The sequence below is a fragment of the Paenibacillus sp. FSL P4-0127 genome, assembly GCF_038007325.1.
In the GTDB taxonomy this organism is placed as follows: Bacteria; Bacillota; Bacilli; order Paenibacillales; family Paenibacillaceae; genus Fontibacillus; species Fontibacillus macerans.
In genome coordinates this window covers 2,073,974-2,087,307 of record NZ_JBBOWY010000001.1, presented here as the reverse complement: position 1 = coordinate 2,087,307, position 13,334 = coordinate 2,073,974, and the positions used below count along the sequence as shown (strand labels likewise).

At 53.4% G+C, this 13,334-nt stretch carries 12 protein-coding genes; 2 read left to right on the top strand and 10 right to left on the bottom strand.

Going from position 1 to position 13,334, the window contains the following annotated elements; genetic code table 11:
* The first annotated feature begins 311 nt into the window (after positions 1-311).
* Positions 312-1,706 (top strand): helix-turn-helix transcriptional regulator, encoded by a 1,395-nt coding sequence (locus tag NYE74_RS09280; RefSeq protein ID WP_326045118.1) that lies wholly within the window; start codon positions 312-314, stop codon positions 1,704-1,706.
* A gap of 268 nt (positions 1,707-1,974) precedes the next feature.
* Here the strand turns inward: NYE74_RS09280 and NYE74_RS09275 are convergent, their stop codons facing one another.
* Both NYE74_RS09275 and NYE74_RS09270 read right to left on the bottom strand, forming a co-directional pair.
* Positions 1,975-2,772: a TrmH family RNA methyltransferase gene (locus tag NYE74_RS09275; protein WP_240752068.1), complete on the bottom strand. Its 798-nt coding sequence runs from the start codon at positions 2,770-2,772 to the stop codon at positions 1,975-1,977.
* Between the two features lie 34 nt (positions 2,773-2,806).
* Positions 2,807-3,481 carry a potassium channel family protein gene (locus NYE74_RS09270; protein WP_124333212.1) on the bottom strand — a complete coding sequence of 225 codons (675 nt, stop codon included), beginning with the start codon at positions 3,479-3,481 and terminating at the stop codon, positions 2,807-2,809.
* Between the two features lie 128 nt (positions 3,482-3,609).
* Between NYE74_RS09270 and sspI the strand changes: the two genes are divergently transcribed.
* Complete coding sequence (gene sspI, locus NYE74_RS09265) at positions 3,610-3,846, top strand: small acid-soluble spore protein SspI (RefSeq protein WP_036619797.1); 237 nt, start codon at positions 3,610-3,612, stop codon at positions 3,844-3,846.
* Positions 3,847-3,933: 87 nt separating this feature from the next.
* Here the strand turns inward: sspI and NYE74_RS09260 are convergent, their stop codons facing one another.
* The 8 genes from NYE74_RS09260 to NYE74_RS09225 form a co-directional block, all read right to left on the bottom strand.
* Positions 3,934-5,517, bottom strand: a complete 1,584-nt coding sequence (locus NYE74_RS09260) for a peptide chain release factor 3 (protein ID WP_036619796.1) — start codon at positions 5,515-5,517, stop codon at positions 3,934-3,936.
* Between the two features lie 154 nt (positions 5,518-5,671).
* Positions 5,672-7,228, bottom strand: a complete 1,557-nt coding sequence (gene zwf, locus NYE74_RS09255) for a glucose-6-phosphate dehydrogenase (RefSeq protein WP_036619795.1) — start codon at positions 7,226-7,228, stop codon at positions 5,672-5,674.
* Positions 7,229-7,481: 253 nt separating this feature from the next.
* Entirely contained in the window at positions 7,482-8,288 is an 807-nt protein-coding gene (locus NYE74_RS09250) for a spermidine synthase (RefSeq protein WP_082207677.1), read from the bottom strand.
* A gap of 102 nt (positions 8,289-8,390) precedes the next feature.
* Entirely contained in the window at positions 8,391-9,425 is a 1,035-nt protein-coding gene (locus NYE74_RS09245) for a hypothetical protein (protein WP_036619794.1), read from the bottom strand.
* A gap of 709 nt (positions 9,426-10,134) precedes the next feature.
* On the bottom strand, positions 10,135-10,791 hold the full coding sequence (locus NYE74_RS09240; protein ID WP_036619793.1) for a response regulator transcription factor: 657 nt from the start codon (positions 10,789-10,791) through the stop codon (positions 10,135-10,137).
* Entirely contained in the window at positions 10,775-11,848 is a 1,074-nt protein-coding gene (locus tag NYE74_RS09235; protein ID WP_036619792.1) for a sensor histidine kinase, read from the bottom strand. Before NYE74_RS09235 ends, NYE74_RS09240 begins: the two co-directional genes overlap by 17 nt.
* 19 nt (positions 11,849-11,867) lie before the next feature.
* Positions 11,868-12,518, bottom strand: coding sequence for a cell wall-active antibiotics response protein LiaF (gene liaF / locus NYE74_RS09230; RefSeq protein WP_036619790.1), 651 nt, complete (start codon positions 12,516-12,518; stop codon positions 11,868-11,870).
* A gap of 111 nt (positions 12,519-12,629) precedes the next feature.
* Complete coding sequence (locus NYE74_RS09225) at positions 12,630-13,331, bottom strand: PspA/IM30 family protein (RefSeq protein WP_036619788.1); 702 nt, start codon at positions 13,329-13,331, stop codon at positions 12,630-12,632.
* Positions 13,332-13,334: the final 3 nt, after the last annotated feature.

The window sequence follows — 13,334 nt, the reverse complement described above, 5'->3', positions numbered from 1 at the left end:
TACGGTAGGCTGTCGAAAGCCAAAATCCATTGCTCGTGCTGGATGTGCAGCACAAAAAGTCGGACGCTTGGTTTGCCTAAATCGGAGAAAGCAAGAATCGAAGGACTTCGCTATCAAATTGTAGATCACTTTAGCAGTAATTGAGTAAGAAAGGGCATCCAAAGTCGGAATGCCCTCATTTTTAAAATGTTCAACCGGTTCGATATTTGTTACACATTTTTCCTCCTTTTCTATTGACCGCCGTTTAATTAACCTATACTATATGAAATATATGGTTTTATATTCCATAAATGAGCAAAGGAGGTGTCCAATTGAAGACGTTGGAAAAAGAGCCGGAAACCATTCGTGGTCGACTGGAAGAATTTCTGAAAAGCAAAAATATGACGTTAAACCAATTTTCCGAGCTTACGCAGATCAATTCCGGAACGCTAAGCGGCATTATCAACGGTCATCGCCCCATTGCCATGCAGCAGCTTGACCGGATCACGGCAGGAATGGGACTTCCCGAAGGGTATTTTTACGAATTATACATCGATGAATGCTTTTTCCAGGCCAGCCCGGATTGGCGCAGGCTTGGCCCTTTTCTAAAACGTTGTGCCGGTTTAAACAAACTCGATTGTATCGAGCAAGTGGTTAAGTTGATGATGGATAATCTTTCTTACATCCCGCTGTTGTTTAACCTGGCCGAGCAGTTTTTTCAAGAAGGAAAGCGGGAAGCGGCTATTATACTTTACGAATCTATTGCGGAAAGTGAACAGAAACAGCATTCCGAGCGGCTGGCCCTTTGCCAATACCGGTTATTTACGTTAGGATTATCTAAGGACCAGAATAAGAATTTATCATTGGCTTTACATTTTGAGTATTTTGTCGATCGGCTGGAAGAGCAGTATCAACTGGATGCGCTTAATGAATTAATCAATGTGTTTGCTTCACTTCATCGTTGGGACAAGATAGCGGGACTGGCGGAAAAACTAAAAATCAGGGCAACGGTTCACTATGGGCTGAACGGTAGTAAGAAATCGCCAGAAACCAAAAAGCCGATTATTGGTTATATTCTGTATGCTTATTTAATATTAGGTGTAACCTATTTTGAATTTGGCAGATATGAGGATGCATTGCACTATGTTTCTCTGTATACGGATTGTAGCTGGGTTAAGAAGCCGAATGAAGAAGAAAAGGCTGTAATCCTCCAGTTTCAGGAATGGGCCGAAGGCAACCGTTACACGTATCAATTATTGTCCGGCAAGGTCGAGGTTTTACCTGAATACTTGAATTATATTTCAACCAGAGAAAATGAAGTGTTTATAGCCTTATGTGAAATCGTGATTGCAGCTAACAAGTTCAATATTAACATTGACTCTATACTTGAACAATATGAGTCCTTTTTAAAACATCAAGAACAACAAAGCCGTGTCGGGAAACTTAGCATACATTATACTGATGATCGATTTGTAGGCTTGTTGTCAGGTTTGGGAGTCTATTATTTGAAGAAAAAGGGCTATGATCGAGGGCTAAAATATGTCTTGGATAGTTTAGCATTCGCTATTGAAATTCACAGCGAACACGATATGCTTAAATGTGTAGGGCTGTTTGAACAATATCGAGATGTTGCAAATGAAGATGCAAAATTTCGGTATAAAACATTAATTAGCGAGGTGCAAAAACTGAATGAAAAAGAAACTGATTTTACTGGTAGCCCTGTGTAACTTTGCTGTTCTCGCAGTAACCCCGGTTGTTACAATTCTTACTCCTGGCGGAAACCTGACCAAACCCGATATTACTACTAATCGTCATGGTGTAGGATACTGAATTAAAACGGGGAAAGAGCCTCCTGATATGCTGTTCCGGGGGCGCTTACTTGAATTAAAAGTGCAATAAAAAGAGACGCTTATGCTGGGGAACTTGCCCAAGAAGCGTCTTTTTTATTTGCTTTATGCTTATCCCTGAACACTTATTTAGGGTTGTGGACGGGAATTATTGCTGCGAAAAATACCGCTGCCGCATCGCCTCGTGCAGCAGCACGGATGCGGCCATCGCTACGTTTAGCGATTCCGCGCGGCCGCGCATCGGGATGAGCAGGCCGTCGTCCATCAATTCGCGGACTTCCGGGCTGAGGCCCCCGCCTTCGCTGCCGAACAGCAGCCAGACCGGGCCGGTGAAGTCGTAGGCGTAGCAGTTCGCCGCCGCCTGCAGACTCGTTCCGGCGAGCCGGATGCCGCGCCGCTTCGCCTGCGGCAGCACCTCCTCCAGATTGCCGTTCACCACCGGCAAGTGAAAGATCGAGCCCATCGTGGCGCGCAGCACCTTGGGCCCGTAAATGTCGGCGCAGCCCGCGCCGACGATCACCCCGTCCGCACCGACCGCGTCGGCGCTGCGGATGATCGTGCCGACGTTGCCGGGATCCTGCACGCCGTCCAGCACTACCACCAAACTCCGCTCCTTGTCCAGGAGCGGAGCAAGCGCCCCGCGGTCCTTGCGGACGACCGCGAACACCGGCTGCGGCGTCTTCGTATCGCTGCATTTGCCGATCACGGCGGAGGACACGCCGATCCACTGCACATCAAGGCGCGCGGACGCCGCCGCCTGCAGGCCCGCCGGAATGCCGCCTTCGATATCGTAGCAGACGCATTCCATTTCGGCCCCTGCCAGAAGCGCCTCCTGCACCAAATGAACGCCTTCGATCAAATATTTATGTTGCTTGTCCCGGTTTTTCTTCTCAAGCAGCCCCGCCCATTCCTTGACGCGGGAATTCTGCGGAGACAGTATCTCCATAATATCAGGCCCATCCTTATACTAAAGGTTCATGCTAAGCTTCCGCGTAAGCCAGTTCCAGTTTGGTCAGGTCGTTCTTCTCGCCGACGATGACCAGGACATCGTCTGCCGTCAGCCGCTCCGCGGCCGAAGGAGAAATGTTCATCCGGGCGCCCCGCTTGATCGCCATCACGTTGCAGCCGAAACGGGCGCGAATATCGAGCTCAATCAGGTTTTTGCCGACCATCTCCGCAGAGACGCGCATCTCCACGATACTGTACTCGTCCGACAGCTCGATATAATCCAGCACATTCGGTGACGTTAAATGATGGGCAACCCTTAAGCCCATATCCCGCTCCGGATAAATCACCTTATCCGCGCCGATCTTCTGCAACACTTTGCCGTGCAGCTCGTTTTGGGCTTTCACCACGATGAGCGGGCTGCCTAAGTCCTTCAAAATCAGCGTCGTTAAAATGCTCGCTTGTATGTCTTCGCCGATCGCGACCACGACGACGTCGAAATTGCGAATACCTAGCGCCCGCAGCGCTTCTTCATCGGTCGAATCCGCGGAAACGGCGTGCGTGACCAAATTGGCTACCAATTGCGTCCGGTGCTCGTCCGCATCAATTGCCAACACATCCAATCCCATATTGCTGAGCGCAGTGGCTACGCTTAAACCGAACCGGCCCATCCCGATCACGGCAAATTGTTTTTTGTTCGCATGCGCCATATTTTCACCACCCGGGCATTTTTTCATTCGATTAAGTATACCACAATCCCCGGCAAACTTGAATTTTCCCCCGGTTTACAGGACACATTAAGCATTGGACAGGTACCATCGATAAAGGAGGAATCGCTATGCCGGCCATTACGCTCACTTTGCGCGAAGCGATCATGCACAAAATCAACGGCAAGGACGAGGCGGCGCTGCGGGACATGATCGAGGGCTCGATCGACGTTCAGGAGGCGGCCCTGCCGGGTTTGGGAGTCGTGTTTGAATTGATCTGGAAAAACCTCGACGACGCCAAGCAAAACGAGCTCGTTTCCGTTCTAAAGCAACAGGTCGACGCCTTGAATCTGAAGCCTTTGAGATAACGAGGCCCGCGGGGTGAAGCAAACAAGCCTTCTTCTGGCCCATGCCGGCCGAAAGAAGGCTTGTTTGCAGTAAATGTCCGGGACGGATTAAGGCGCTGTCTCAAGAAACTGCGCATCCGGATTTTTCTCCATCGCCGTCCGCATCGCATATTCGTTTTCGAACAAGGCGACATAATTACCCTTTTTGTCCTTAACCAGCGTCGAGTTGATGCGGAATTTGGACGGATCGATTTTGTCCGCCACGATCCAGCGCGCGAACTGGAACGGCATCCGCTGCAGCATCACGTCGACGCCGTATTCCCCTTTCATCCGGTATTCGAACACCTCGAACTGCAGCTGGCCGACCACGCCAAGCAGCGTATCCTCAAAGCCAACCGTCGTAAATACCTGAATCGTGCCTTCTTCGGTCAACTGATCGATGCCTTTCTGATATTGCTTGTGCTTGAGCGCGTTTTTGACCGTGACCTTCGCGAAAATTTCCGGTGAAAACGTCGGCAGCTCGTCAAACACAATTTCGCTGCCTTGGCTGAGTGAATCGCCGATCCGGAAAATGCCCGGGTCAAACAACCCGATAATGTCCCCCGGGTACGCTTCCGTAACAATGTCCCGGTCTTGCGCCAAAAACTGCTGCGGCTGGGACAGCTTGATCTCCTTGCCCGCCCGTACATGCTTCACGGACATCCCGCGTTCAAATTTGCCCGACACGATGCGCAGGAAGGCGATCCGGTCGCGGTGCGCCGGGTTCATGTTCGCCTGGATTTTGAAAACATATCCGCTGAACTTCTCGTTCGTCGGTTCGACCAGCCCCGCCGTGCTGCGGCGCGGCTCCGGCTTTGGCGCCAGCTGCAGGAAGTTTTCCAGAAATGTCTGCACCCCGAAGTTGTTGACCGCGCTGCCGAAAAATACCGGGGTCAATTCGCCCCGTCTCACCTTCTCCAGATCAAACGGATCACCCGCCACGTCCAGCAGCTCCAGGTCCTGGCACAGCTGTTCATGGAGGTATTCGCCAGCCATTTCACGAATGACCGGGTCGCGGTAGTCCTCGACTTTTTTCACCTGAATGGTGGAATGATCGTCCCCCTGGAACAGCTCCACCTGGTTTTTCATCCGGTCGTATACCCCGGACAGCTCCCGGCCCATCCCGATCGGCCAGTTCATCGGCACGGAGCGGATACCCAGCACCTGCTCGATCTCTTCCATCAATTCAAACGGATTCCGCCCTTCGCGGTCGAGCTTGTTGATAAACGTAAAAATCGGAATTCCCCGCTTGGCGCATACCTGGAACAGCTTGATCGTCTGCGCCTCGACGCCTTTGGCGACGTCGATCAGCATCACGGCGCTGTCCGCCGCGGTCAGCGTGCGGTACGTGTCTTCACTGAAGTCCTGGTGGCCCGGCGTATCCAAAATGTTGACCCGGTGCCCGTTATAATCAAACTGCATGACGGAGGAAGTTACGGAAATCCCCCGCTGCTTTTCGATTTCCATCCAGTCGCTGGTGGCGTGTTTGCTCGCTTTGCGCGCTTTGACCGAACCGGCAAGGCGAATCGCGCCGCCGAACAGCAGCAGTTTTTCCGTTAAGGTTGTTTTCCCGGCGTCCGGGTGGGAGATGATCGCAAACGTGCGCCGTTTGTCGACCTCCTGCTGCAGCACTTGTTCCAATGCTTTGCTCATGCTCACATTCCTCTCGTCCACAAATTCACGTTTTTTATTGTAACATATTTTGTTCCTTGTTTACGCAAAAACACCTTTACCCCATCAAGGGACATAAAGGTGTTTTAGGTTAATATATCATATTCCGCAAACATGCGCCGCCGTTACAAAAGGGTTACTTCTGATCGGGAGCGATCCAAACGACGTTGTCTTCCTCTTGACCGTTGACCGGCCACCAGTGGAAGCCGTCTTTAGCCAACAGCTCTTCCGCTTCCTTCGGTCCCCAGGAACCGGCGGGATAAGGGCTGACGTCGGCAGGGTTTTGCGCCCAGGCTGCGGCGATATGGTCGATGAACGCCCAAGCGGCGGCGACTTCGTCCCAACGGGTGAAGTATGTGGAATCGCCTTGCGCCGCATCGTGCAGCAAGCGCTCATAAGCCTCCGGCGAGTTGATGCCGACCAGGCAGCTTTGGCAAAATTCCATCGCCAGCGGTTCGATTTGCGATTCCGAACCCGGCTTTTTGGCGTTGATTTTGATGTAGATGCCTTCCATCGGATTGACGCGGATAACCAGCAGATTCGGCTCCAGCGAATGCTTTTGGCCGAGATATACGTTCGTCGGCATCTGCTTGAATTCGACGACCACCTCCGTCGTTTTGACGGGCAGCCGCTTGCCGGTCCGGATATAGAACGGAACGCCGGCCCAGCGGAAGTTGTCGACAAATACTTTTGCCGCAAAATACGTTTCCGTGTTGGAGTTCGGATCGACTTTGTCTTCCTCGCGGTATCCCGGCAATTTCTTCCCGCTCGCTTCTCCGGCGGTATATTGGCCGCGCACGACATGGGCCTTGACTTCCTCCGCCGTTTCGTAAGGACGCAGGGAACGCAGCACCTTCACTTTCTCGTCGCGGATATCCTCCGCGTAAAGCCGGCTCGGCGGCTCCATGGCGATCATCGTGAGCATTTGCAGCATATGGTTTTGTCCCATATCGCGCAGCGCGCCCGCATGGTCGTAATAACCGCCGCGCTCTTCAACGCCGACCGTTTCGCTCAGCGTAATTTGGACGTTGGCGATATGCTTGTTGTTCCACAGCGGCTCGAAAAAGGCGTTGGCGAAGCGGATCACTTCTATATTTTGCACCATCTCTTTGCCCAGGTAGTGGTCGATCCGGTAAATTTCCTCTTCCTTAAACACCTGGTTCAGCTCTTCGTTCAGCTTATGAGCCGACTCCAAGTCGTAGCCGAAAGGCTTCTCGATGACGAGGCGATACCAGCCCCGGGTGTCCAGCATGCCGCCTTTTTTCAAGTTTAAAGATACGCTGCCGAACAGCTCCGGAGCCAGCGCCAAGTAGAACAGACGGTTGCCGGGAATGCCGAACCGGGATTCCATCGATTCGGTCAGTTCGCGCAGCTCGTGGTAGCCGTCCACGTTGTTGATGTCCAGCGATTTATACGCAAAATGATCGGCAAACCGCGCCCACTGCTCGGTGTCTTCGATCTTGTAACGGCAGAACTCCTGGATCGAAGCGTGCAGGTCTTCGCGGAACTCCTCCGGTGAACGCGGACGCCGGGCGACGCCGATCACGGCAAAATCCTCGGCGAGCCGGCCTTCGCGATACAGCGAATAAATCGCCGGGAACAGCTTGCGGCGCGCCAAGTCGCCGGTTGCCCCGAAAATAAAAAATACCGCCCCAGGTGCCTGAGGTGATTGTTGATGTTGATTTTCAGCCATGGCTCCTCATTCTTTCTATGTAATATAGTGTATGTTTATTCAATTCCCAATCAAGGATATCTCTTTACAAGGCATCACGAGATGTGATGCTATTTTAGCACATTCGGCAAAATGTTGCCATCACCTTAATCTCAAAAAGCTTCAAAAGTTGTTAAGTTTTCAGAAAACTTCATCTAATTTTTATCTAATTTTCATTTATCCATTGTAACTGCCCTATAACATATCCGATACCGTAACCGATTATGATAACCGATTACCAGCTTCGATCCTCAATGATATAACCTTCTTGAAGCTCGATCTCATCAAACCCGGCCAGATAGCGGCGGTCATAACCTATCGGCTGGCAGCTGGCCGCAATGACCATGTTCCGCTTAGCATGAGTATGCTCCGCCGGCAGAGAAAAAACTCGGACATAAGCAAAATATTCCCGCAGCGTCGCCGCGATCGCCGCCGTCAGTTCATCGCGTTTCCCTCTGCCAAACACGTTAAGCAGAACGATTCCCTCGGGGCGAAGCTTCTCCGCCAACAGCCTGAAAAACGGCGAGGAAATAAGATGCCGCGGCGTCCCTTTTTCCGTAAAAGCGTCAATAATCATTCCGTCAAAACCGGCGGCCTGCTGCTCCTCCAAAATCCGCCGCCCGTCACCGATCCGCACGGAACTCCCGGCATATCCAAAATGGCTGCGGCTTATGGCGACAACGCGCTCATCGATCTCCGCGACGAGCAGCTGCTTGCCCGCTGCCTCCAAATGCGCCGCCAATGTCCCCGCACCGAGGCCGATCATAAACACTTTGTCGCAATCCGGCACATTATGCTCCAGCAAATGAAGCATCGCCCGCGGATATTCTAGTATGATCCGTTCCGGCCGATTTATATCCATCGCCCCCTGCACAGCCCCGTCGCCAAACTGCAGCACCCGAAAGCGCCCCCGCTCACCATACAGCTCCGCCGTTTCATAAACTGAAATATCGCCCGGAATGTCGGCCGGGAAATGACTAGATTCACTTTCCCGCTGAACCAGTTTCGAGTTGTCTGTATGCTTGCCGCTTAGTTCTTTCATGATCCTTTGCCCCTCTATATTTGAAAAAGAACCCGCCTTAACAACGGATTCCAGCCATCTAAGTTGTTTTATACTCAATCACCAATGCGGGCCTATCCGCCGTTAATACTCCACCGTCAACAACGGCGACCCGACCGCAATCTCGTCCATGCCCGTGTCCGCATTGCGGTGGACGGCCAACTGCAGCGCAACCTGGCGTTTGCCGCTTTGCGCCGTAATCGGAAACCCCGGCACAGCGTAAGATTGGCTTGCCGTCAGCTCGTCTTCAAAGCCTTCCACGCGTTCCAGCTTCTGGCCCAACTCATCCTCGATCTGCTGTTCCAATCCCGCAAGTACCGCGGAAACGGTCCGCCCCGCCGGTGCAGGTGCAGGTTCGCTTGGCGCATCCTGCGGCGAATCGCTCGTTACGCCCGGCGGGGAATTGCCCGATACGCCCGGTGGGGAATTGCCCATTGCGCCCGACGGCAAATCGTCCATTACCTCCGGCGGAGACTCGCTTGCCGCACCCAGCTTCGATTCGCTCGATTCGTTCTCTGCCTGCTCCCTCTCTGCCGGTTCGCTTTCCGTCCTTGTACTCGCACCCGCCCTTGCCAGGCCGATGCCCTGAACGGCCGCGTTCCAAGCGATTTGCACGCCTTCATCGGCCAGGGATTCGCCGGCAAGCTGCTGAACGTCCAGCATACGCTCCGCGCTCCCCGCCGTGCCGCCGGCGCCTTCAAGCCGCAGCACGACGTAATACTGCCCCTCGCTCTGCGCCGTAACATCCAGCGTCAGGCGAACGCCTTCGCTGGAACCGTTCGCTTTGTATACGCTATGACCCTGAACATTTTCCGTCTGAGGTTCGGAAAGGCCCAGCCGAGTGGCCAGCGCGCCGGCCGCTTCCTCCTCCGCAAGCTGCGTCTTCCACTTTCCCTGCCACTTGACCGTAACCAGGTAAGGGTCCGGCGTCAACGCCGTCCCGATCGCAAGCAGCTTCTCCAATTGCCCGCCTGCGGCTTCCAGCGAATCGCCGGCAGACACCGGATCACCTACTCCGGCCAAATCGGATTGTTCGTTTTTAAACCGCTGTAATCCAAGCAGCAGCAGCGCGCAAACGATAACGACCAGGCTATAGCTCCACAACTTGCGGTTCTGCATCATTTTCGCCTCCCTAGCCATCGAATGGCACACACATTTCTAGTAATATACAGATTCGCCAGCCCTCAGCCGTTTATCCTGCCATACCCTGTCCTCTTTTTTCTAGCGGACCCAGATGACGCTATTTGCTTAATTCCCCACTATCGTTGCATTAAATCTGACAAGATACATTTTCTAGCCACACCATTATTCTAACGGTTGCCACAAGCGTTATTTGTGCCAAAAACGTTGATTTCAAATTGTAACGGTTGCCATAACGCTTATTTCACTGAAATCCGTCTTAGTTTGCTTAGATTCAGGCAAATAACGACGCTTACAACCGTTAGAAATTAGAAAAGGTCTTTTTTCGGAAAATAGCCGCTGCTGCAACCGTTAAATTTCCAGGTAGCTTTTTTGGGAAATCTTTAGCAAAAGTTAATGCAACGCTAGTGTTATTTCCCGACTATTTCCCGCTCTAAAGGACTCCACAGCCGTTTTATTAGACAATAAGGTCCCCTGGTTCCGTTAGCCGGGCATTGCACCGTGTTGCAGCATTATATGGTACAACACCCGTGGATACAACACCCGTGGTACAGCATTGCATATTGCATTATTTCAGTATTACAGTACAGTATTACGAACTGTAATAGCACGGCGTATTGCAGCATTGTGTTCCCCCATCGGCCAGATCGATCCCCGGCAAACCGCAAAAACGGCCCGGCGAAGTCCATCACTCCGCCAAGCCGTTTTTGTATGCGTAAATGGCCGCTTGGGTGCGGTCCTCGACCCCCAGCTTCGCCAATATGTTCGTCACGTGGAATTTCACCGTTTTGACGCCGATGATCAGCTCGTCGGCGATATCCTGGTTGGATTTGCCCTGGGCCAGCAGACGCAGCACGTCCATCTCCCGCTCGGTCAGTTCCTCGTGGGCCGGCGCCTCCACCTTGGGCTGGCGGAACCGGTTCATCATTTTCGAGGCCACTTGCGATTCGAGCACGGATTGGCCGCGGGCCGCGGCGCGGATCGCTTCGGCGATTTCGGACGCGCGCGACGTTTTAAGCAGATAGCTGAACGCGCCCGCCTCGATCACCGGATACATCTTCTCGTCGTCAAGGTAGCTGGTCAGCACGATCACCTTGCATTCCGGGTGCATTTTCAGCAGCTCCCGGGTCGCCTCGATGCCGTCCATCCCTTCCATGACCAAATCCATCAGCACGACGTCAGGCTTGTATTCCTGCGCCAGCCGGATGCCTTCTTCCCCGCTGCTCGCCTCTCCGACGACCTCAATCCCTTCTTCGGTTCCCAGCACCGCCGCCAGGCCGATTCTCACCATCTCGTGATCGTCGACCAGCAGCACTTTGATTTCCTGTTCATTGTCCAGCTCCATCGCTGTCCGTCCCCCCGCTTTCTTCATGGATTAAAGGTATCGTGATCTCAATCCGCGTTCCCTTGCCGGGCGCGGTGATGAACTGAATCGAGCCGCCGACCTCGTGCACGCGCTCCTGCATCGTCGACAAACCGTACGAAGCCTGCTTTTTGCCGTCCATTTGGAAACCGACCCCGTTGTCCCGCAAAGTCACCTTAACCGCCTCGCCCCGCCGGTGAATCCGAATCTCCATCTTATCCGCTTTGGCATGGCGGAGCGTATTGGACATGGCCTCCTGGATGATCCGGAACAAGTGGTTTTCGATCCCTTTCCCCAGGTTCAGATCTTCGTCCATTTCCAGAGTCAGGTCCATCGGCACCTTTGTTTTCAGCTCCCGCACAAGGTCGCGCAAGCCTTGGGACAACTCCTTGCCCTCCAAATAAACCGGGCGCAAATGCAGCAGCAGCGCGCGCATCTCGGATTGGGCCACGGAGGCCATCTCCTCGATCAGCTCCACCTGGCGCTGCGCCTTGTCGAAATCCTTCTCCAGCGTCCGGCTCACGGCCGTGGCGGTCATCGATATGGCGAACAGCTGCTGGGACACCGCGTCATGCAGCTCCCGCGCCAGCCGCTGCCGCTCCTCGACAATCGCCGACACCCGCGCCTGCTCGGCGAGCTGGGCGTTATGCGTCGACAACCGCTGCAGGGAAGACACCTGCTCTTCCCAACGTTTGCCGATACGCTCCAGCTGTTCCCCCAGCCTGCCTATTTCATCCTCGCCCAGCCGGGGAACCATGCCGACCTGGCTGCCCTTTTCCCATTGCAGCAGCGCGTCGCGCAGCTCATCGATCTTCCGCTTCGGCCGGTACCCCTGAAAGAAGCCATAGGCGGCACCGATCACGACCAGCAGCGAGAACAGCGTGAGGCCCGCCCGGATTCCCGTCGGCCAGGACGCTTGCGGCCTGAAATATCCGTATGTATACAGCACGTAAAAAGTGGCTGCCACAATAATAACGGACAGGAGAATTCCTCCGCGCATGCCGCGGGACACCATATTGCTCGGTTTTCTTTTTCTCATGCGGGGCGATCCTCCTGTCTCAAGTTAACCGTATATCAACGTCTCCTACAAGGTAGGAAATCATAATTTTAACTTTTTGTTCGCGGGCGTCGTAATTCGGCGACTTCCAGTACAGCCGATTCAACATCCCCGTCTCTTTGTCCGGACCAAAGTCGATTTGTCCGAACAGGACAAACGCTTCGATTTCGACGCCGTAATCTTCCGGCACCACCAGGTCCACGTCGCCGACGATCCCCTGGAACATCAAAATATTGCTTTGTCCCTCCACGATGGCGAGCGACAAGTCGATATCCAGCTCCCCGAGCACATGCCACATGCTGGTGTTCCGCAAACTCCAAGGATCGCGGTCCCAATGAACGCTGGACGTAATGTTTTGCTTTTGCACGTAATTGCCCTGGGGCTGGGTTTTGCGGATTTTGGCATAATAGAAGCCGAGCGAAATCATCAGAATCGCCAGAACCAGCATAAAATTGTCCAGCAGGATGATGCCGCCGCCGATCGCCAGGAATATATACCCCGTCTTCACTCGTTCACCACGGCGCACTGAATAAATCCCAAAGACCAAAAAGAAGAGGGCGGCGATGGTAAAAAAGCTCAGCCACTTTCCAAATATCAGCAGAACCCCAAGTCCAATAAGTCCGATGGCCAAGAACCTTTTCCGCTTTTCCATGCCGCACCTCCTTCGCAGGTTCAAAGAATCGGAAAAGCCATAACGGCATGAATCCGTGCCGTATGGCTTTACCATGACTTAGCATACCACAAGTCCCAAACGACGTGTAGCTTATTCCTTATTTTCCTCCGGTTTTGCGAGGCCATTCAATTTGGCTTTCAGCGCATCAAGCTGGGCATCGACCTTCAGCTGTTTTTCGGCATCGGCCGGGTTGATGTACGTAGAAGGCGTTGTTCCCCGGTAGGCGACGCCGGCTACTTCGGCCTCCGCTTCCATCTGCATGATCTTCTCCTCCATACGGTGGAAGCCAAGCGAGGCATTGCCGCTTTCGATCGAATGCAGGGTGCTGATTTGCGACATCTGCTTTCTGGCCTTGGCCATTTGCGCGCGGCTGACCAGCTCGTTGCGTTTGTTGCGCAGCTTGTAGAATTCATCCTTCATATCGTGCAATTGCTGTTTCAGTTCAGCGGCATGCGCTTCAGCCCCCGCGTGCAGCTCGGCGAATTCGGTCTGCTTTTGATCGTAATGGATTTTCTCCTCCAGCATTTTGCGGGCCACTTCCTCTTGGCCGTTGCGGAGGGCCAGTTCAGCCTGCGCTTCGCGCTGGGCGGAAATGCGCGCGGCCTCATCCAAACGCTGTTTCATTCTGCGCTCGTTGGCCATCTGCTTCGCCACCGTCACCTCGGCGTCGCGGATTTCCGCCTCCATATCGCGCAAGTATTGGTTGAGCATCACAATCGGATCTTCTACCTTATCGAGCAAATCGTTAACCGACGCTTTCGTGATATCTTTAATTCTTTTAAATACTCCCATGTT

Excerpts from the sequence above, each read along its gene's own strand:
- NYE74_RS09275 (WP_240752068.1), bottom strand. The coding sequence starts at position 2,772 with ATGGAGATACTGTCTCCGCAGAATTCCCGCGTCAAGGAATGGGCGGGG.
- NYE74_RS09270 (WP_124333212.1), bottom strand. The coding sequence starts at position 3,481 with ATGGCGCATGCGAACAAAAAACAATTTGCCGTGATCGGGATGGGCCGG.
- sspI (WP_036619797.1), top strand. The coding sequence starts at position 3,610 with ATGCCGGCCATTACGCTCACTTTGCGCGAAGCGATCATGCACAAAATC.
- NYE74_RS09260 (WP_036619796.1), bottom strand. The coding sequence starts at position 5,517 with ATGAGCAAAGCATTGGAACAAGTGCTGCAGCAGGAGGTCGACAAACGG.
- zwf (WP_036619795.1), bottom strand. The coding sequence starts at position 7,228 with ATGGCTGAAAATCAACATCAACAATCACCTCAGGCACCTGGGGCGGTA.
- NYE74_RS09250 (WP_082207677.1), bottom strand. The coding sequence starts at position 8,288 with ATGAAAGAACTAAGCGGCAAGCATACAGACAACTCGAAACTGGTTCAG.
- NYE74_RS09245 (WP_036619794.1), bottom strand. The coding sequence starts at position 9,425 with ATGCAGAACCGCAAGTTGTGGAGCTATAGCCTGGTCGTTATCGTTTGC.
- NYE74_RS09240 (WP_036619793.1), bottom strand. The coding sequence starts at position 10,791 with ATGGAGCTGGACAATGAACAGGAAATCAAAGTGCTGCTGGTCGACGAT.
- NYE74_RS09235 (WP_036619792.1), bottom strand. The coding sequence starts at position 11,848 with ATGAGAAAAAGAAAACCGAGCAATATGGTGTCCCGCGGCATGCGCGGA.
- liaF (WP_036619790.1), bottom strand. The coding sequence starts at position 12,518 with ATGGAAAAGCGGAAAAGGTTCTTGGCCATCGGACTTATTGGACTTGGG.
- NYE74_RS09225 (WP_036619788.1), bottom strand. The coding sequence starts at position 13,331 with ATGGGAGTATTTAAAAGAATTAAAGATATCACGAAAGCGTCGGTTAAC.